The following is a 20947-nucleotide window of genomic DNA, read 5'->3' on the forward strand; positions in this document are numbered from 1 at the left end:
AGAAAACATTAAATTTTAAAGAAATGACGAGAACCTTATGAATAACAAACGAATTGCATCTATTGTAATCCTGCTGTTAATGGGATTGTCCCTCTCTGCAGGATGCCTCACAGCGTCCTCACAGGAACACGAAAGCTCATCCGGCGAGCAGACACTCCTTGTCTATTCAGGTGCCGGCCTGAGCGCCCCGATGAAAGATATCAAGACAGTGTTTGAAAAGGAACACGGAGTGACAATCGAATATAGTTTCGGAGGAAGCGGAACACTGTTACCCCAGATGGAGATTACACAAAAAGGAGATCTCTTTATTGCAGGCGGCATGCCAGCATATGAGGCTGCATTGAAGAAGGGGCTTGTCACCGATTGTGAGCTTGTTGCATACCATGTCCCGATTATCGTCACCCCTAAAGGAAACCCGGCTCAGATCAGATCAATTGAAGATCTTGGCAAACCAGGCATTAAAGTTGCATTAGGAGATGCAAATGCAACAGCTGTTGGAAAGCAGGCAAATAAAATTCTTCAAAATAAGGGGATTCTTCAGGAAGTGAATAAAAATGTCGTCGCCAGAACCGCCACCGTCAATGAGCTTGTCACATATATCACTCTGGGTACTGCCGATGTGGCGATCATGATGGAGGATCTCTTTAATCCCGAAACCATGGATTGCATCAGATTATCAAATGAGGATAATGTTATCTCTGTCATTCCTATCAGTGTCTTGACATTTTCTGAGAAAAAAGACATGGCAGAGATATTCCTTGAATTTGTTTTATCAGATACAGGAAAACAAATATTTGCCGATCATAACTTCGTTCCCTATCCGGATCCGCAGTACGGCACCATTTCACTATAATAACAGATGAAAGAAGTGGAGCATGCACCAGAGATGAAATCCAATCTCCGTTTTATTTTCATTATTATAATACTCTCAATCTCAATCAGCACCATTATCATACTGGGAAGTCTCATCTGGTCTGTACAACCAGAAGATCTGATAAGGAACCTGACTGATCATGAGATCCTTTTTGCAATAGAACTGAGTATAATCACCGGACTGGTATCCACAGCGCTCTGCCTCTGCGCTGCAATCCCGGCTGCTTATGCACTTGCACGTTTTAATTTCAGAGGAAAAAGGTTTTTCAGTACCATAACCAACCTACCGCTTACCCTTCCACCACTTGTTGCAGGTATAGCCTTATTGATCTTTTTCGCCACAAACCCTGCTGGCAAAGCACTTGAAGAACTTGGATTAAACATTATATTCACCCCTCTTGGTATCATTGTCGCACAGTTCTTTGTCAATGTCCCATATCTGATCAGAGTGCTTAACGGAACTTTTTCCGGGATCAATCCACGATACGAACATATTGCACGAACCCTCGGATGCACTGATGCCGGCACCTTCTGGAGAGTTACCCTTCCGATGGCAAGAAGAGGGATTATATCCGGAACCGTTATCACATGGTCAAAAGCAATGGGAGAGTTTGGAGCAGTCTTGATGCTTGCGGGTGCAACACAGATGAAGACAGAAACCCTTCCAATAGCCCTCTTTATCAATATGTCTACAGGAAATCTGAATATGGCGATCGCCGCGGCTACAATTCTTATGGGAATCTCCCTCATCGTTCTTATACTATTTGACTATCTGGAAAACGGCCGTGCATCTCATTGGTGAAAGATGAAAAATCTTTGACAGGAATTAACATATATAAATATAATGATATTGTTCACACCTTATCATAAACAATATACATCAGTAAACAGAAATATATTATCAACAGGTGTATTCAGATGGTTCTGTTCTTTGAAGTAATCAGGGTTGATGAAGCGATAGACATAATCCGGACTATCACGCCAACATTAGACCTGGAAACAGTACCATTACTGGAAAGCCTTGGCCGTGTCACAGCATCCGATATCACCTCATCCGAAGATATACCTGGTTTCAGGCGATCGATAAAAGACGGATATGCAGTTCGATCACAGGATATAAGAACTGCCTCTGAAGTAACTCCTGCAATCCTGAAAAAGGTCAGACCCACCACCATGGGTTTTCAAAATGAAGCCAGAACCATCAATGAAGGCGAATGCATGTACATACCAACCGGTGCGGAATTACCAGGTGGTGCTGATGCCGTTGTGATGGTTGAATATACCGAGGGGGCAGGACCACGGGTAGTCATCACAAAAAGCGTAAAACCAAACGAAAACGTTCTTCTCCCGGATGAAGACTTCAGAATTGGTGAAAGACTCATTCAACGGGGAACCACCATATCGCCGCGTGAAATCGGAGTGTTGGCTGCAAGCGGAGTCTTTTCTGTTCCGGTCATACGAAAGCCCGTTATTGGAATTATCTCCACAGGGATAGAACTGGTCGAAACAACAGCAAATCCTCGCAGAGGTGAAGTGAGGGACGTAAACTCCTGGGTTATTGCCGCCTTTCTAACAGAACACGGTGGCACACCAAAGATGTACGGGATTGTCAGGGATGATCCTGAAGAAGGTTATTCTATCCTCTCAAGGGCTCTTGATGAATGTGATGCCGTCCTGATATCAGGTGGAAGTTCCAAGGATACTAAGGATATTACCGCATCGATAATAACCCGCCTGGGAAAGATTCTCGCCCACGGGCTTGCTCTTGCACCGGGAAAACCGACAATCATTGGTACATGCAGGGGAAAGCCGGTTATTGGAGTTCCGGGACATCCCTCATCCACCTATATCGTGCTGAATGTGCTTGCCACTCCGATGATTGCACAATTTTCCGGCACCACCAGGTTCAGGCCTGCTACCGGATATGGCACATTACAGGAGAACATCACCTCCGAGCGTGGAAGAGAAGAGTGGTTCAGGGTTGCACGAAGCGGAGACATCATCACTCCCCTTCCAGGAAAATCCGGGCTGGTGAGAACACTTGTGGAAAGTGATGGTTTCATTCGCATTCCACAGGATAAAGAAGGAATAGAAGCTGGTGAAGGAGTTGAGGTGATCTACTGGTGAAACGGTACCTCTCACTCACCAGCATGGAGGAAGCGGTAACGATCCTCAAGAAGAGCTTTTGCCATCCTGAAAAAAGTGAAACGATCCCTGTGGAGGAATCCGGAGGCAGACTCACCATAAAACCACTTTATTCTTCTTTCACCATTCCAAACACAGATGTTTCCACAATGGATGGATATGCAGTATCTGCTGAAGATTTAGCAGATGCATCGGATAGAAACCCTGTCAGGTTATGTGACGAAGTCTGGGTCAATACCGGCAACAGCATTCCACCCGGATATAATGCAGTTATAGCAGTTGAAGATGTATATTCAGACAATGGGAACCTTCTCACCAGAAATACCGTACTTCAGGGGCAGAATATCAGAAAGATGGGATCTGAGATACAGAAAGAGGGACTGATCCTGCCACCCGGCCATTGTATCCGAAAATATGATATCGCCCCCCTTGTCACCTATGGCATTTCATCAGTTGATGTTGCAAGCATTTCTGTCGGTTTGATCCCAACAGGAAGTGAACTCGTCTCATCCGGGATGATCCCGGGTCCGGGGCAGGTTGTTGAGAGCAATACTGTGATGGCAGATGTCTGGCTCAGCGGAATCGGGGTAACATGCAGACGTTATCCCATTACAGGAGATCAACCGGAAAGCATCAGATCTGCAATAGAAGAGGCAGTTTCAGAGAATGATCTGGTCATCATTTCTGCCGGCACCTCTGCCGGATCACGGGATTACACTTCCCGGATACTAACAGAAATCGGGGAGATTCTCGTCCATGGTATTGCCATGATACCAGGCAAACCAACAATTATCAGCAGAGTCTCCGGGAAACCGGTCATCGGACTGCCGGGATCTCCACAAGCTGCCCAGACAGTCCTCAGGGAACTTGTCATCCCCCTTTGCACTGAATGGGGCATGTCAGGCAACGATGATGAGCAATGCACCGTTCGCCTGACACAGGCAATTACATCAGAGGCAGGATTTGATGAGTTTGTGCCACTTATCATTGGAAATCTTAATAATGAAATGGTTGCTTCTCCCCTTTCAAGAGCCCCGGGTATGCAGCGATCAGCACTTACTGCAAATGGATACATCCATATTCCACAACATATCGAAGGGTATCAGACAGGAAGTATCGTTGATATTCATCTTACCGGTAAGAGAAGCGAGATTGAACGAAGCTTACTATTCTCCGGCCAGTATCATCCATACCTCGACTGGCTTTCAAATTGTATCAGCAACAAACACATTTCATTATATGTGAGGAATTCAGGCATTTTAGGAGGCATTCTCTCACTCCGAAAAAAAGCCTGCCATGCAACCCCGCTCAGTTATTCTGGATCATCATGCGGTACACAGATACCCTATATTGCCGATTATTTTGACAAGGGAGAACTTGCCGCACTCCACATTGCACAAAAGCAGTATGGAATTCTCTCATGTAATTCACCAGATACCATTGAATCAAATCGAATACGATTTGTTGAGGATACAGAAAAGGTATTGTCACAAAACCTTCTTCACCATCTTCATACCCGGTTTGATGCCCATGATCTGGTCATATTCAGCGATAAGGAGAACGCACAAAGACATACGCCGGCGGAAGCAGTACGGGAAAATCTTGCAGATATATGTATTGGAGATCAAAAGACGGCTGATCTCCATAACCTTAGCTTTACACCCCTCGAAACCAAACAGTTTGAGATCCTCCTGATGAAGGGCTGTTCTGATGATTACAGAATTGTGCAGCTCATTGAATCGGTAACCACGGACACACTCATCCGGCAGTTGCATGATGCTGGTTTTGATACATCCCGGACAGGCACTATCCTGGAGATCGGGTGAGCGGCAACGTACCTGAGAATAGTGCCGTTTTTCTTGAATGTAAACGAAGATCAACAATCTTCTCGTCTACTAATCAAAACAACGTGAAGGAAGCGTTATAAAAAAGGATATTGGAGTTTTTCTCCATTATCCATTGCAGTTATTCTCTGAAGATATTGTCGAAGATCTGGTCTGAGCCGGTGTCATCAAGACGCTTCCGCTCGACTTTCTCTTCGGCATAGGCAAGAACCGGAGGCTCCATGTTGATACCCGGAGTAAAGCCGTACATCTTCTCCAGTTCAACCTGCTGGGCGTGCATGAAGAGTGTATTTGGAATCTCCATCGGGCAGTTCTCTTCGCACTGGCCACAGTTCACACAGGAGTCAGAGATATGGGCAAACCGGATCATATGGAACATGAAGTCCGGCGGGATCTGGCCTGGCTTGACAAGATACGGTTTCTTGGTACTGCATTCGACACAGTAACAGATCGGGCAGTTCTCAATACAGGCATAACATTTGATACACCGTGAGGTCTCCTTCATGATGAACTGAAGGCGTTCACGACCGATTCCAAGTGCTTCGAAGTCATGCTTCCGCCACTTATCCCCGAGCTTCAGCATTGCTCCTTCGACTTTGGCACGGATTGCAAGACCTTTTGGATCTGCTGCCGAGGTTTCCAGAGCGCCGGCCTTAACAGCACGGTCAACGAGGTTTGCACCCTTATCAGAGCAGACCTCGACAAAAGTAGCCTTTCCTGCCTTGTCACCGATGACACCCCAGTTTCCGCAGGCAAGATCGGCCTGACGGGGGATCTTCATCTTGCACCGGCGGCAGTTGCTTCTCCGGCCATATCCCTCTTCTTCAAGCTCGTCGATCGAGATACCCTTGTGGCCACCCTCATACTCGATGATGAACTGGCCCTTGTCGATCTCTTCCTTATGGACCGAGTTTGGATCAACCTCATACTTTTCAGCAATCATCTTCCGGGCAAGAACCGGTGGAACAGTTCCACCACAGTTGACACCGATCATGATGATGTTGTCAAGGTTTACCTGATTGCGTTTTGCCAGTTCATAAAACGCCATTGCATCACAGCCTTTCACTGTGACACCTAGTTTCATGTTAAAAGCACCATCAAGGTATTTCTTCACAAGTTTTGAGACAAGAAGTGTTCCGCAGTGAAGTGATCCTGCTGAACCGCCGATCTCTTCGGGATTGGTGATGATTGTTGGCACAGCATCATAGAGATCAGCCCCTTTCTTAATAGCAAGAACCGCATCAACGATCTTGTTCTCAAGGGCATACTTTAAGAGTGCAGTAACTGCGCCACCGCATTCGGCTTTCTCAAGAAGGCCGGAATCCGGGGTCCATGCATACAGCATATCGCCTTTTGCTACCATCGTAATCAGGCCTCCTCAATCTTTTCAATAGCCACAGCACAGTGTTTCAGCTCAGGCATCTTCGAGAGCGGATCAAGAGCGGTATTGGTCAGTTTGTTTGCAGGAGCATTGCCATAGTGCATTGACATGTACAGAACGCCGGGTGCAACATCGGTGCCGACATGGGCAATGGTATCGGTCTCACCACGACGGCTCCGGATGTGAATCTTCTCACCATCTTTGATGTTCAGCCGTTTGGCATCCTCCACATTCATCTGGATAAAGCCTTCCGGTGCATCATAATGCAGTGCGGCGCACCGGTCAGTCTGTGTCCGGGTGTGATAGTGGAAGATAATCCGGCCGGTCATCAGGGTGAACGGATACTCGGCATCTGCAACTTCGGCTGGTTCGCGGTATTCGATACCGAAGAAGGCGCCAAGCCCGTCTGCTGAAGAGAACTTTTCACGGTGCAGGATCGGGGTGCCCGGGTGATCGTCTGCCGGACATGGCCAGTGAACCGATTCGGGTTTCTCCATACGGGCATAGCTGATACCGGCCATAGACGGGGTAACCCTACGCACATCATTCCAGATATCCTCGGCAGATTTGAAGTCAAAGCCATGGATGCCAAGCTTCTCTGCAAGCATCACAAAGATCTCCCAGTCAGCTTTTGCATTGCCGGGGGGATCAACTGCTTTTCTCACACGGTTGATACGGCGTTCACCGCTCGTAAAGGTACCATCCTTCTCGGCAAAGCTGGCACCGGGAAGAACAACATCCGCAAACTCGCAGGTCTCGGTCCAGAAGATATCCTGCACAACCAGGAAGTCAAGCTTTTCAAGCGAACGCATCACGTGGTTTGAATCTGGATATGAGACGACCGGGTTCAGAGCGAACATGTACATCGCCTTGATCGGGTCCCCGCACTGGGTGATCTGCTCGGTGAGCGTGACACCATATTCAGATGCAAGTCCGGTGACACCCCAGAGCTCCTCCATCTTCTTCCGGGTAGCTTCATCCTCGCATTTCTGGTATCCTGAGAAGACATTCGGATATGCCCCCATGTCACAGGCGCCCTGCACATTGTTCTGGCCACGGAGCGGGTTTACACCGACGCCGGGACGGCCGATATTGCCGCAGAGCATCGAAAGGTTCCCAAGAGAACGGACGTTGTCTGTTCCTGTGGTTAATTCAGTGATACCAAGGCAGTAGATGATGACTGCATTCTTTGCGGCAGCATACTTCAGAGCAAGCTCCCTGACCCTCTCAGTCGGTACACCGGTGACAGACTCGACATCCGCATACTGCTCAACGGTCTTCTTCAGGTCTTCAAATCCTTTCGTCCGCTTCTCGATGAACTCCTTGTCGTGCTTTCCTTCTTTGATGATCCAGTACATCATCGAGTTGATCAGCGCAATATGGGTCGAGGGATTATATTGAAGCCATTCATCTGCCAGACGGGCGGTAGGGGTAAACCGGGGGTCAGCAACGATGATCGGAATGCCCTTTAATTTTGCCTGGGCAATACGCCTCCCGGCAAGGGGGTGGGCTTCAACTGCATTCGATCCAACCATTAAGATCAGATCGGAGTTCAGAACGTCCTCAAACGGGTTGGTGGCAGCACCTGAACCAAAGGAAAGAGATAATCCGGCAACAGACGGACCATGGCAGATACGGGCACAGTTGTCGATGTTGTTCGTCTTGAACGCAACACGAGCCAGTTTCTGAAGTGCATAACACTCCTCGTTCGGTGTCCGGCACGAGACATGGAAACCAAGAGCCTTGGGCCCTCCCTTCTCATAAGCCTCAGTGAACTTCGAGGCAACGAGATCAAGTGCCTCGTCCCAGCTCGCTTCGACAAACTTCCCGTCCTTCTTGATCAACGGGCTTGTCAGCCTGTCAGGGCTGTGCACAAACTCCCAGCAGGTCATACCTTTTGGACAGAGTTTGCCTTCGTTGACAGGTGAGCGCTTAAAAGGCTCGACACCGACAACTTTCCCATTATTCACAACGAGGTTCAGTCCGCAGCCAACACCGCAATAGGGGCAGGTGGTTGGGACATACCTCATCATTTCTGTATTATCACTCATGCCTATTCTCCGTTCTATTGATCTTCAGGCACCGATGGGACACCCTTTGAGATCAAGTATAACTCTATTCTTTGAATATATAAACATAAAGTACCAGAATATTCATATAAGTTCAATTGATTTGATTAACATTTTCAACTTCGATTGACTTCTCACCCGCTTCGCTTTTTAAACCATACAATGCCGCGCAAAACCAAAATATAAAACAATAACCATAATTATATATAGGATCGGTATGAGAGCGCTTTCAATCCATTCATAGCACCCAAAAAGCCTTAATGTGAGAATAATACAAGAGATAAGAGATTCAAATTGGATTTTGCAGACCTGAAGAAGAAATCCGGATACAACCAGAAAACTCTGTTATCTGGCCGGATATGAGTATTAATTTAATTTTATAAAAAATATGCGGGAAAAATCCCGGGAACCATTTTCTTTTTTTCGCACAGGCACCTAATTTTTATATGGTGCTTCACCGAATTTTGGAATATATGTAGCATCCGCCTCTACCCTGATCGCATGGGAGAAGAGGGCAAGTGGGATTTCCATCGGGCATAGTTCCTCACACTGGCCGCAGTTCACACAGGAATCAGAGATATGGGCAAACCTGCGCATATGGAACATCGGCTTCGGGGGAAGCTGGCCAACAGGAACCATAGTCGTCCCAGAAGTAAGTTCAATTGAAATCGGTTGGCAGACCGGACAGTTGTCAATGCAGGAATAGCATTTGATACACCGGGATGTTTCATCTCTGATGGTATCCCACAGATTCTCTGATAAGGCATGGAAATCATGCTTTCTCCACTTTTCACCAAGTTTCAGCATTGCTCCTTCGACTTTGGCACGGATTGCAAGGCCTTTTGGATCTGCTGCCGAGGTTTCCAGAGCACCTGCCTTTACAGCACCATCAACGAGTTTTGCACCCTTATCAGAGCAGACCTCGACAAAAGTAGCCTTTCCTGCCTTGTCACCGATGACGCCCCAGTTTCCACAGGCAAGATCGGCCTGACGGGGGATCTTATAGAGACACCGGCGGCAGTTGCTTCTCCGGCCATATCCCTCTTCTTCAAGCTCGTCGATGGAGATGCCCTTGTGACCGCCCTCATACTCGATGATGAACTGGCCCTTGTCGATCTCTTCCTTGCGAACAGTATTTGAATCGATACCAAATTTCTCGCCGATCATCTTTCGGGCAGTTACAGGATTAACTGTCCCACCACAGTTGACACCAATCATGATGATGTTGTCAAGGTTGATCAGATCTCTTTTGGCAAGTTCAATGATACCCATCAGGTCGCATCCTTTTACCGTGATACCGAGCTTCTGGTTCTTTGCTCCATCAAGATATTTTGTAATCAGCTTCGAGACAAGAAGTGTCCCGCAGTGAAGTGATCCTGCTGATCCGCCAATCTCTTCGGGATTGGTGATGATTGTTGGCACAGCATCATAGAGATCAGCCCCTTTCTTAATGGCAAGAACCGCATCAACGATCTTGTTCTCAAGGGCATACTTTAAGAGTGCTGTGACTGCGCCACCGCATTCGGCTTTCTCAAGAAGGCCGGAATCGGGTGTCCATGCATACAGCATATCGCCTTTTGCTACCATCGTAATCAGGCCTCCTCAATCTTTTCAATAGCCACAGCACAGTGTTTCAGCTCAGGCATCTTCGAGAGCGGATCAAGAGCGGTGTTGGTCAGTTTGTTTGCAGGAGCATTGCCATAGTGCATTGACATGTACAGAACGCCGGGTGCAACATCGGTGCCGACATGGGCAATGGTATCGGTCTCACCACGACGGCTCCGGATGTGGATCTTCTCACCATCTTTGATGTTCAGCCGTTTGGCATCCTCCACATTCATCTGGATAAAGCCTTCCGGTGCATCATAATGCAGTGCGGCGCACCGGTCAGTCTGTGTCCGGGTGTGATAGTGGAAGATAATCCGGCCGGTCATCAGGGTGAACGGATACTCGGCATCTGCAACTTCGGCTGGTTCGCGGTATTCGATACCGAAGAAGGCGCCAAGCCCGTCTGCTGAAGAGAACTTTTCACGGTGCAGGATCGGGGTGCCCGGGTGATCGTCTGCCGGACATGGCCAGTGAACCGATTCGGGTTTCTCCATACGGGCATAGCTGATACCGGCCATAGACGGGGTAACCCTACGCACATCATTCCAGATATCCTCGGCAGATTTGAAGTCAAAGCCATGGATGCCAAGCTTCTCTGCAAGCATCACAAAGATCTCCCAGTCAGCTTTTGCATTGCCGGGGGGATCAACTGCTTTTCTCACACGGTTGATACGGCGTTCACCGCTCGTAAAGGTACCATCCTTCTCGGCAAAGCTGGCACCGGGAAGAACAACATCCGCAAACTCGCAGGTCTCGGTCCAGAAGATATCCTGCACAACCAGGAAGTCAAGCTTTTCAAGCGAACGCATCACGTGGTTTGAATCTGGATATGAGACGACCGGGTTCAGAGCGAACATGTACATCGCCTTGATCGGGTCCCCGCACTGGGTGATCTGCTCGGTGAGCGTGACACCATATTCAGATGCAAGTCCGGTGACACCCCAGAGCTCCTCCATCTTCTTCCGGGTAGCTTCATCCTCGCATTTCTGGTATCCTGAGAAGACATTCGGATATGCCCCCATGTCACAGGCGCCCTGCACATTGTTCTGGCCACGGAGCGGGTTTACACCGACGCCGGGACGGCCGATATTGCCGCAGAGCATCGAAAGGTTCCCAAGAGAACGGACGTTGTCTGTTCCTGTGGTTAATTCAGTGATACCAAGGCAGTAGATGATGACTGCATTCTTTGCGGCAGCATACTTCAGAGCAAGCTCCCTGACCCTCTCAGTCGGTACACCGGTGACAGACTCGACATCCGCATACTGCTCAACGGTCTTCTTCAGGTCTTCAAATCCTTTCGTCCGCTTCTCGATGAACTCCTTGTCGTGCTTTCCTTCTTTGATGATCCAGTACATCATCGAGTTGATCAGCGCAATATGGGTCGAGGGATTATATTGAAGCCATTCATCTGCCAGACGGGCGGTAGGGGTAAACCGGGGGTCAGCAACGATGATCGGAATGCCCTTTAATTTTGCCTGGGCAATACGCCTCCCGGCAAGGGGGTGGGCTTCAACTGCATTCGATCCAACCATTAAGATCAGATCGGAGTTCAGAACGTCCTCAAACGGGTTGGTGGCAGCACCTGAACCAAAGGAAAGAGATAATCCGGCAACAGACGGACCATGGCAGATACGGGCACAGTTGTCGATGTTGTTCGTCTTGAACGCAACACGAGCCAGTTTCTGAAGTGCATAACACTCCTCGTTCGGTGTCCGGCACGAGACATGGAAACCAAGAGCCTTGGGCCCTCCCTTCTCATAAGCCTCAGTGAACTTCGAGGCAACGAGATCAAGTGCCTCGTCCCAGCTCGCTTCGACAAACTTCCCGTCCTTCTTGATCAACGGGCTTGTCAGCCTGTCAGGGCTGTGCACAAACTCCCAGCAGGTCATACCTTTTGGACAGAGTTTGCCTTCGTTGACAGGTGAGCGCTTAAAAGGCTCGACACCGACAACTTTCCCATTACTCACAACGAGGTTCAGCCCGCAGCCAACACCGCAATAGGGGCAGGTGGTTGGGACATACCTCATCATTTCTGTATTATCACTCATGCCTATTCTCCAAAACTATGATCTAAAATGATTGCTCCATCACTTTGAGATCAATCGTACTCAGAATAACGACATATAAAAACAATACATAATTTTTAAATAAAAAGTAAAATTAACCCAATGTACTAATAAAAAGGTATCTCACACACACCATCATCCGGGCGCGGATCCTATGCGCGCTTGTGTTATTCTCAATTTAAAGACGTACGGAAATCTATATATATAAATTTAAAAAAGCCCATTTTATCTATATTAACATTGTTAAGGACCGAACCCGGCTCCAATTATCCTGCACCCCATATACCATACAATCAATTTGAGCATGACACCTATCCTGACACTATGGAGAGAAGAGGAAGAAGAGCAGGTACAAAAGGAGAATTAACCCGAAATCCCGGTTAATGTCAGGAAGTTACCTATATCGAAAAGATATTATGATGTACTTATCAAATAGTTGAGCTATGTTGACACTCGACATACTTCCGGAAATAGAGTCATTAATGGACAAACAAGGTGTAAACCCTCAAACAAAGGAACATTTATTAAAATGCAGTCGTTTCCACACCTTTTCAGCACCAGGGCTTCTCATCGGAGTATATATGACAGAATATGCTCTCGAACTGCTCAAGGCACAACCAGATGAGATTCTCTATGCAGTCAGTGAAACACACAAATGTGCACCGGATGCATTACAGATCATCGCCGGTTGCACCGTAGGGAACAACCGGCTGAGAGTCATTCCCATAGGCAGATTTGCAATCACAGTCAACCGCAAATCCTGGGATCCGGAAGTTGAAGGTGTGCGGGTGTTTGTTGATCTCGAAAAGCTCAAACACTATCCGATAATTCATGCATGGTTTACCAATGATCCCTCATTCGATCACCATGGCAATGTAATGCCGCTTCTTGAGGAGATCTTTGCTGCAGGGAGGAAGATTCTGAGTAATGAAAAGGTGATGGTTACGACTGAAACCAAGAAGAAATGGAGATCGGTAACCTGTACGATCTGTGGAGAAACAGTGCCGGACTATCTGGCAGACGGAGATCGTTGCATCAGCTGTGCAGGTATGAACTATTTCCGAACAATCTGAATAAAAAACCTTTTTTTGGATGGGCTGAATAATGAGGGACAGAGCATTGAAGGGCACGCCATCCTTAAGATAATAAATTAAGCACAAAGCCCACTACCAGCCACCTCTTTTCAGAGACAGGAATCTGCACCCCGAATTCTGTTCATGCCTGAATAAATAACCGCCCGTGGTCTCCGGACAAAACCGGCAACAGTGATATTCAGTTTGTTAGCTATGTCAATGCCAGAACTAAACGGTGCATTATTTGATATGATAAGAGGGATACCAACGCGATAGGCTTTCCGGATCATGCCGGCAGGAAGCCTGCCGCTGCATGTCAGAGAACAGGTGGAGAGTGAAGCGCCCTTTATCAGTGCCTTTCCGATTGCTTTGTCAATTGCAGTATGTCTCCCCATATCCTCAGCATATGCAACCAGATCTCCATTAGTTGAAAGAATAAGGGCAGAGTGGGTGCCCCCGGTTTTTTTCCAGGTGTTTGAGAGATCATGCAATACATCAACTGCTGAGAAAACCGCGTCAATAGGGAAGACACACCCTTCTGGAAGAGCGGGAGCCTCTTCGTCGGATCTTTTGGCATTCTCCACCCCTCCGGAACTCCCAACTTCCAGATCATGAACATTCATATAAGCCGCATCGGATCTGGTCCGTATATCTATCGACAGATCGTCGATACTAATCGAGTCAATCTCATGAATCCCCTGTAAAAAACCTTCATCAATGATGAAGCCAACTGCAAATTCCAGAAGATCATCGGGGGTTGCCACCATGGTGGTACAATGCTCTCCATTCAGAAGCAGGCGCACCCGCCCTTCAATACAGAGAGAGACGGTATCTGAGAGAAATCCGGATCCATCAAATGCAATAACAGGATAATCGCGTGTCAGAACGCATTCTCCCCCGGAAGATCTGAATATTTTCAGATCCATTGTATCATTCATCAAATAGAGTATGGAGAGATAGCTTCATGATTGTTTCTTTCCATTTTGTTAACCACATTCAATAAACCAGTATATTATAAAGAGTTATTATACGGCTAATCGAGGAGATCTGGCGATAAGCCAATGAAGAAACAAATAAAAATGAATCTAAATTTTGTTAAAAAAAACTCATGTGGGATCTCTCCCACAGAGACATTCAACCGTTTATTCCTTGAATACGTTGTCAAAGATCTGGTCTGAGCCGGTGTCATCAAGACGCTTCCGCTCAACCTTCTCCTCGGCATATGCAAGAACCGGTGGGTCCATGTTGATACCGGGTGTGAAGCCGAACATCTTCTGAAGCTCGACCTGCTGGGCGTGCATGAAGAGTGCATTTGGAATATCCATTGCACAGAGTTCCTCGCACTGGCCGCAGTTGACACAGGAGTCTGCAACATGGGCAAACCGGATCATGTGGAACATCGGGCCTGGCGGAACCTGTCCGGGTGTGACGAGGTGCGGCTTCCTGGTGCTGCACTCAACACAGTAGCAGATCGGGCAGTTCTCGATACATGCATAGCATTTGATACAACGGGAAGTCTCCTTCATGATCGTCTCAAGGCGTGCACGGCCTTCGCCGAGTGCCTCAAAGTCATGCTTGCGCCACTTGTCGCCGAGTTTCAGCATCGCGCCTTCAACTTTGGCACGGATTGCAAGGCCTTTTGGATCTGCTGCGGAGGTCGCAAGAGCTCCTGCCTTAACCGCTCCATCAACGAGGTTCGCACCCTTCTCGGAGCAGACCTCGACAAAGGTTGCCTTCCCGGCCTTGTCGCCGATGACACCCCAGTTACCGCAGGCAAGATCTGCCTGGCGGGGAATCTTCATCTTGCACCGGCGGCAGTTGCTCCTCCGGCCATATCCCTCTTCTTCGAGCTCATCGATTGAGATGCCCTTGTGCTGTCCATCCTTTGTGACAATGATGAACTGGCCCTTGTCGATCTCCTCTTTCACGACATCGGCAGGGTCAACCTCGAACTTCTCCTTGATCATCTTTCGGGCAACAACCGGCGAGACAGTCCCACCACAGTTAACACCGATCATGATGACGTTATCGAGATTGATCTGGTTCCTCTTGGCAAGCTCATAGAATGCCATTGCATCGCATCCCTTTACGGGGACGGCGATCTTCATGTTGTTTGCACCGCCGAGGTACTTCTTGATCATCTTTGGGATGAGGAGCGTACCGCAGTGGAGTGAACCGGCAGAGCCCACGATCTCAGCAGGATCGGTGATGAGTTCGAGTGTTGCATCGTAGATGTCCGCACCCTTCTTAACAGCAAGGACACCATCGACCATCTTGCTCTCAAGCGCGTACTTCAGGAGCGTGGATACTGCTCCTCCGCACTCACCCTTCTCTGCAAGTTCGGATTCCTTTGCCCATGCATAGAGCATATCGCCTTTTGCTACCATCTTCAGGCCTCCTGTATCTTCTCAATCTTTATAGCACAGGCCTTGAACTCCGGAATCTTTGCGATCGGGTCAAGTGCGTTGTTAGTCAGGACGTTTGCCGCACATTCTGCGAAGTGGAACGGCATGAACATCACACCCTTCATGATCTCCTTTGTCACGCGGGCAGGCACCTTGATCTCGCCACGGCGGGTTTTGGCAATTACCATCTCGCCATCAACAACACCGAGATCTTTTGCATCTTCAGTATTGATCTCGATCCAGCCGGTTGGAACCTCGCTCTCAAGCGAGATTGAACGCCGGGTCATCGAACCGGTATGCCAGTGGAACAGGTTCCTGCCGGTTGTGAAGATATACGGGTATTCGGCATCCGGAACTTCGGCCGGGTACTTGAACTCGATCGGGAAGAAGACACCAAGCCCATCGGGATGTGAGAATTTGCCGATATGCAGGATCGGGGTGCCGGGGTGGTCGCCTGCCGGGCAGGGCCAGTGCAGCGCTTCGGGTTTGCGGAGACGCTCATAGTTCATACCGCCATAGGATGGCGTGACTTTCGCTATCTCGGTGAAGACATCTTCAGCACTCTGCCAGGGGAACTGTGCAGCATATCCCATCTTTGCCGAGAGTTCGGCGAGGATCTGCCAGTCGAGTTTTGCATCGCCCGGCGGGTCCTGGGCTTTCCGCCACATCTGGACACGGCGTTCGGTCGAGGTCTGGGTGCCATCCTTCTCTGCATAGCAGGTCGCCGGAAGCACAACGTCGGCGAGCTGGGCGGTCTCGGTCAGGAAGATATCCTGCACGACGAGGAAGTCAAGGCTCTTGATTGCGTGTTCGACATGTGTCAGGTCAGGGTCGGAGAGCATCGGGTTCTCGCCCATGATGTACATCGCTTTCAGTTCACCGGGTTTCCCGGTTAGGACATCCATCATGGTGGTGACTTCATACCCGTTCTGAGGTGCTGAGATGCCATCGGGGAAGCCCCAGGCGTCTGAGAACTTCTTGTGGGCGGCTTCATCGATGACCTTCTGGTACCCGGTGAAGACGACTGGCAGACAGCCCATATCACAGGCGCCCTGCACATTGTTCTGGCCACGGAGTGCATTCACGCCGGCACCGGCTTTGCCGAGGTTGCCGGTCAGCATCTGGATGTTGGCAACGGATTTGACATTGTCCACACCGGTGGTGTGCTGCGTGATACCCATCGAGTACAGGATTGCTGTGGCACCGGATTTCGCGATCCACTCGGCGGCGGTCTTCAGCTGGTCGACCGGGATGCCGGAGATCTTCGAGACGTTCTCAAGGCTGTAGTCGGGCTTCATCACGACTTCTTTCATCGCTTCGAAGTCTTTTGTCCGGTTGGCGATGAAATCCTTGTCTTCCCAGCCATTTCTGATGATCTCCTGCATCAGACCGTTCAGAATAGCGACATCGCTGCCGGATCTAAACTGCAGGTACAGGTCGGCCTGTTTGCCGGTCGGGGTGAGACGGGGGTCGGCGTAGATGATCTTCGCGCCGTTCTTCTTTGCCTGCATGACTCTCCGGCCGATCAGCGGGTGCTGTTCAAAGGTGTTGCTCCCGATGATGAAGACACATTTCGAGTCAGCGATATCGCCAATCGAGTTGGTCATTGCACCGGAGCCGAATGTAGCGGCAAGGCCGGCAACGGTCGAGGCGTGGCAGAGACGGGCACAGTGGTCGATGTGACGGGTCTTTAAGACACCACGGGCGAACTTCATGATCGCGTAGTTGTCCTCGTTCGAGGTTCTCGCGGAGGCAAGGACCGCCATCTCATCGGGCTTGTACGACTTCAGCTTCTGGGCGATGAGATCATATGCCTCGTCCCAGCCGGCTTCGACAAACTTCCCGTCCTTCTTGATCAGCGGGGTGGTCAGACGATCTTCGCGGTTCACGAACTCGTGGGCATAGATACCCTTTGGACAGAGTTTTCCCTCATTGACAGGGGAACGCTGATAGGGGGCAACGCCCGTTACCTTGCCGTCGACGACGACGAGGTTGAATGTGCAGCCTGTCCCGCAGTACGGGCAGGTCGTTGGTACATACTTCATTTCCATGGTTAACTTACCTCGGATAACTGATAGTATGCCGACCAGACTATTTATACATAGCCATTTTTCTCCAAAAAGTGATGAATAACGGTGGAAACCGGGGGGAGAGGAGATGGAGAGAGACAATACTAATTGTTCAACCACACCACCTACACACCAGATGATTGTCATCCACATCTTCGGGAGATCAAATTCCGGCAAGACAACCCTGATCGAAGCACTATGCAGGAGGCTTGCCGGGAGAGGGCGGATCGAGACGATAAAACATAGCGGACACCACCCGCTTGCCCTGGAGGAGGGGAAAGACACCACACTCCATTACCGGGCAGGTGCATCCGGAGCCTGCGCCATAGATGAAGAGAAGAGCATCCTGATCCTTGCAGATGAACGCCTCACCAACGCTCTCGATGCCGCATCGGAGAGGGGAGCGGCATTCTGCATCGTTGAGGGATTCAAGAACGTCCCCCTGCCGGGCATTGCACTTGGAGATGTCGGGGGCGATCACATCCTCATGAGGAACCCGACTGTTGAAGAGATCCTCATGAACCTTGACCGGTTTCCGACATGGACCACCCCAAAAACTCTTCTGGACAGGCTTCTGGATGATGCCGGACCAGAATCATCCGGCAGTATGCTGATCCTTCATGGAGCTGACGAAGATGCACTCAGGGTTGCCGCTGAGGCGGCACGCAGAGCCCCCGGCATCACCGGAGCAGAAGGGAGATTACTGCACATCGGATACGGAGATGCATTTTGTGACACAAAAGGATGCCTCGCCATAGCAGGAACCACCCCACGATCCGTGACACAAGCCCTCACCCGGTGTGCAGACCTCCTCAGTGATGCAGAAGATGACAGGAATTATTAGGATAGAGACGAAGGAGATATCGTATGGAGATTGAGCGAGACACCGGAATGCATACCCGCGGAGGTGTGATCACCGAGAGGAACAGCGATTTCTGCACAGTCAGGATCAGGCTTCCGGCAGGAATCATCAATCCGCAGCAACTGTCAGGGATTGCACGGATCACAAAGAAATATGGAGCAGGCACCGCCCATCTCACCACCCGGCAGACGATGGAGATCCCGCATGTCAAAATCGAAGATCTCGAGAAACTTGGAAGAGCACTTGAAGCAAACGGCACACCCGTTGGTGCCGAGCGGGAAGAGATCGTCAATATCACCGCATGCCCCGGAACAGACCGGTGCAGGCTTGCCAATATCGACTCTATCGGGATTGCTCTTGAGACAGACAGGAAGTATTTTGCCAAAAATATGCCGGTAAGGGTCAGGATTGCAGTATCTGCCTGCCCAAACAGCTGTGTATCAGAGCGGCTCTGTGAGATTGGCATTACAGGAGTACAGCAGCCGATAAGAAACCCCGGACTCTGCACAGGCTGCGGCACCTGCGTCAATTTCTGTAAGGAAGGTGCTCTTGTCGTGAAAAGTGGTGATATCATCCTTGATCGCCAGAAGTGCATCGACTGTGGAAACTGCATCCATATCTGCCCGTTCCATATCATCAAAGGGGATCCTCCCGCATACCTGATCACCATCGGCGGCAAGCGTGGGAGGCACCCAAAGGCAGGCCGCCCTCTTGTTACCGTGACAACAATAGAGGATTTACATACCGTCATCGACATGGTCGTCACCTGGATCTACCGGAAGGCATGGGACGGCCGCCTTCTTGGGGATCAGCTCGATGAGATCGGGTTTGACACACTCAAAAAGGATGTTCTCAAGAGGATTCAACCGGAGCACGTCGTATCCGGCCCGGAGATTCCATGAAGATCAGGAGCGCAGTGAGTTGTAGGATGAGGAGTTGGTATTACAACATACATAGTTGTACAAAAACCTCTTTTTTATCATACTAGTGTTCGGTGAAAAACTGAAATTAGTTCCTATATTTGAATATTACCCCTTTTTTTATTTTTATTTTACTTTCTTAAATAATATAATCCCAGAAGATGAAAAGACAACACTTATATTCTGATATACGGTATTATTTCATGTCCCAGAGGGGACGTGCCAATCATTACCAGTACCCAATTCAGTGACGTCTTTTAGCATTCAGTATTCAATGACCGGAATGTATCAAATCAAATAATAATTGGAGGAAAAATTATGGCAAAATATACAGACACAATCGACCTCTATGACGACAACGGTAAGCTCCTGAAGAGCAATGTCGCCCTTTCGAAGGTCAGCCCGCTGACCAACCCGGCGATCCTGAAACTCGTCAACCTCACCAAGAGGACAGTCGCAGTGAACCTCGGTGGAATCGAAGCAGCACTCAAGACCGGTAAGATCGGCAAACACCAACAGATCCTTGGCCGTGAACTTGACCTTGACATCGTCAAGAATGCTGACGCAGTCACCGCAAGGATCAAGGAGATGGTGCAGGTCGCAGACGGCGATGACACCAAGATCAACACCTACGGCGGAGGGAAGCTCCTCCTCGTTCAGGCACCAACTGCACGTCTGACTGCAGCATCCACTTACGATGCAGCTATCACGGCAGTAGCATCCGCAACAACCTATGCCATCATGGACCAGTTCAATGTCGGCATGTTTGATGCAAACACCGTCAAGGCAGCTGTCTGGGGTACCTACCCGCAGACCATGGACATGGCAGGAGCAGGAGTTCAGTCTATCCTTTCCATACCACAGAACAACGAAGGTCTCGGCTACGCGCTCAGGAACATCCCGGCAAACCACGCCGTCATGATGACCCACAAGAACGCAATGCAGGGTGCAGCCCTTTCAGCCACCTTTGAGCAGGCAGGAGAGTTCGAGATGGGAGCCGCAATCGGTCCGTTCGAGCGTGCACAGATGCTCCTCTACGCCTACCAGGGACTGAATGCAAACAACCTCGTCTACGACCTCGTCAAGAAGAACGGCCAGACCGGAACCGTCGGTACCGTCGTCCAGTCGCTTGTTGAGCGTGCAATCGAAGACAAGGTCATCGCACCAGGCAAGAAAGGCGGATACTTCCAGTTCTATGACACAAAGGACCCGATGCTCTGGAATGCATATGCAGCAGCAGGTACCCTCGCCGCAACCATGGTCAACTGTGGTGCCGGCCGTTTCGCACAGGCAGTCTCTTCAACACTCCTGTACTTCAACGACCTGCTTGAGCACGAAACCGGTCTCCCAGGCTGTGACTACGGCCGTGTAATGGGTGTTGCAGTCGGTTTCTCCTTCTTCAGCCACTCGATCTACGGTGGTGGAGGTCCAGGTATCTTCAATGGAAACCACGTTGTCACCAGGCACGCAGCCGGTGTCGGTATCCCCTGTATCGTTGCCGCCTGTGCACTTGATGCAGGAACCCAGATGTTCTCGCCAGAGTCAACATCGAAGATCTACCAGGACACCTTCGGCCAGATCGATGAGTTTGCAAAGCCAATCCAGGCAATTGCAAAGGCTGTATAAACCAGT

15 protein-coding genes are annotated in these 20947 nt (G+C 49.5%); 8 read left to right on the top strand and 7 right to left on the bottom strand.

Features of this window, described 5'->3' with window-relative positions; genetic code table 11:
* The first annotated feature begins 37 nt into the window (after positions 1-37).
* The 4 genes from modA (at position 38) to ACYUBO_RS09435 (ending at position 4844) form a co-directional block, all read left to right on the top strand.
* Positions 38-853 carry a molybdate ABC transporter substrate-binding protein gene (gene modA / locus ACYUBO_RS09420; protein WP_460373869.1) on the top strand — a complete coding sequence of 272 codons (816 nt, stop codon included), beginning with the start codon at positions 38-40 and terminating at the stop codon, positions 851-853.
* A 33-nt stretch (positions 854-886) separates the two neighbouring features.
* On the top strand, positions 887-1675 hold the full coding sequence (locus ACYUBO_RS09425; protein ID WP_300328355.1) for an ABC transporter permease: 789 nt from the start codon (positions 887-889) through the stop codon (positions 1673-1675).
* Between the two features lie 116 nt (positions 1676-1791).
* Positions 1792-3000 carry a molybdenum cofactor synthesis domain-containing protein gene (locus ACYUBO_RS09430; protein ID WP_300328351.1) on the top strand — a complete coding sequence of 403 codons (1209 nt, stop codon included), beginning with the start codon at positions 1792-1794 and terminating at the stop codon, positions 2998-3000.
* Positions 2997-4844 carry a molybdopterin-binding protein gene (locus ACYUBO_RS09435; RefSeq protein WP_460373872.1) on the top strand — a complete coding sequence of 616 codons (1848 nt, stop codon included), beginning with the start codon at positions 2997-2999 and terminating at the stop codon, positions 4842-4844. Before ACYUBO_RS09430 ends, ACYUBO_RS09435 begins: the two co-directional genes overlap by 4 nt.
* Before the next feature lie 139 nt (positions 4845-4983).
* Here the strand turns inward: ACYUBO_RS09435 and ACYUBO_RS09440 are convergent, their stop codons facing one another.
* The 4 genes from ACYUBO_RS09440 to fdhF (ACYUBO_RS09455) form a co-directional block, all read right to left on the bottom strand.
* Positions 4984-6225, bottom strand: coding sequence for a Coenzyme F420 hydrogenase/dehydrogenase, beta subunit C-terminal domain (locus ACYUBO_RS09440; protein WP_460373875.1), 1242 nt, complete (start codon positions 6223-6225; stop codon positions 4984-4986).
* 5 nt (positions 6226-6230) lie between these two features.
* Positions 6231-8294 (bottom strand): formate dehydrogenase subunit alpha, encoded by a 2064-nt coding sequence (gene fdhF / locus ACYUBO_RS09445; RefSeq protein ID WP_460373878.1) that lies wholly within the window; start codon positions 8292-8294, stop codon positions 6231-6233.
* A gap of 453 nt (positions 8295-8747) precedes the next feature.
* The gene (locus ACYUBO_RS09450; protein ID WP_460373880.1) at positions 8748-9899 is read right to left on the bottom strand and encodes a Coenzyme F420 hydrogenase/dehydrogenase, beta subunit C-terminal domain; all 1152 of its coding nucleotides are present in this window, start codon (positions 9897-9899) and stop codon (positions 8748-8750) included.
* Positions 9900-9904: 5 nt separating this feature from the next.
* Positions 9905-11968 carry a formate dehydrogenase subunit alpha gene (fdhF, locus tag ACYUBO_RS09455; RefSeq protein WP_460373882.1) on the bottom strand — a complete coding sequence of 688 codons (2064 nt, stop codon included), beginning with the start codon at positions 11966-11968 and terminating at the stop codon, positions 9905-9907.
* 500 nt (positions 11969-12468) lie between these two features.
* On the opposite strand from fdhF (ACYUBO_RS09455), the gene ACYUBO_RS09460 reads away from it, so the two are divergent.
* Entirely contained in the window at positions 12469-13059 is a 591-nt protein-coding gene (locus ACYUBO_RS09460; protein ID WP_300334762.1) for an FmdE family protein, read from the top strand.
* Between the two features lie 110 nt (positions 13060-13169).
* Here the strand turns inward: ACYUBO_RS09460 and fdhD are convergent, their stop codons facing one another.
* The 3 genes from fdhD to fdhF (ACYUBO_RS09475) form a co-directional block, all read right to left on the bottom strand.
* Complete coding sequence (gene fdhD / locus ACYUBO_RS09465) at positions 13170-13997, bottom strand: formate dehydrogenase accessory sulfurtransferase FdhD (RefSeq protein WP_460373883.1); 828 nt, start codon at positions 13995-13997, stop codon at positions 13170-13172.
* A 204-nt stretch (positions 13998-14201) separates the two neighbouring features.
* Positions 14202-15446: a Coenzyme F420 hydrogenase/dehydrogenase, beta subunit C-terminal domain gene (locus tag ACYUBO_RS09470; RefSeq protein WP_460373886.1), complete on the bottom strand. Its 1245-nt coding sequence runs from the start codon at positions 15444-15446 to the stop codon at positions 14202-14204.
* A 2-nt stretch (positions 15447-15448) separates the two neighbouring features.
* Positions 15449-17515: a formate dehydrogenase subunit alpha gene (fdhF, locus tag ACYUBO_RS09475; RefSeq protein ID WP_460373889.1), complete on the bottom strand. Its 2067-nt coding sequence runs from the start codon at positions 17513-17515 to the stop codon at positions 15449-15451.
* A gap of 106 nt (positions 17516-17621) precedes the next feature.
* On the opposite strand from fdhF (ACYUBO_RS09475), the gene mobB reads away from it, so the two are divergent.
* The 3 genes from mobB to mcrB all read left to right on the top strand — a co-directional run bounded on the left by mobB (position 17622) and on the right by mcrB (position 20941).
* Positions 17622-18377 carry a molybdopterin-guanine dinucleotide biosynthesis protein B gene (mobB, locus tag ACYUBO_RS09480; RefSeq protein WP_460373890.1) on the top strand — a complete coding sequence of 252 codons (756 nt, stop codon included), beginning with the start codon at positions 17622-17624 and terminating at the stop codon, positions 18375-18377.
* 23 nt (positions 18378-18400) lie between these two features.
* Positions 18401-19297: a ferredoxin-like domain-containing protein gene (locus tag ACYUBO_RS09485; RefSeq protein WP_300332105.1), complete on the top strand. Its 897-nt coding sequence runs from the start codon at positions 18401-18403 to the stop codon at positions 19295-19297.
* 336 nt (positions 19298-19633) lie between these two features.
* On the top strand, positions 19634-20941 hold the full coding sequence (gene mcrB / locus ACYUBO_RS09490) for a coenzyme-B sulfoethylthiotransferase subunit beta (RefSeq protein ID WP_460373892.1): 1308 nt from the start codon (positions 19634-19636) through the stop codon (positions 20939-20941).
* Positions 20942-20947: the final 6 nt, after the last annotated feature.

Source organism: Methanocalculus sp. MC3 (assembly GCF_054767395.1).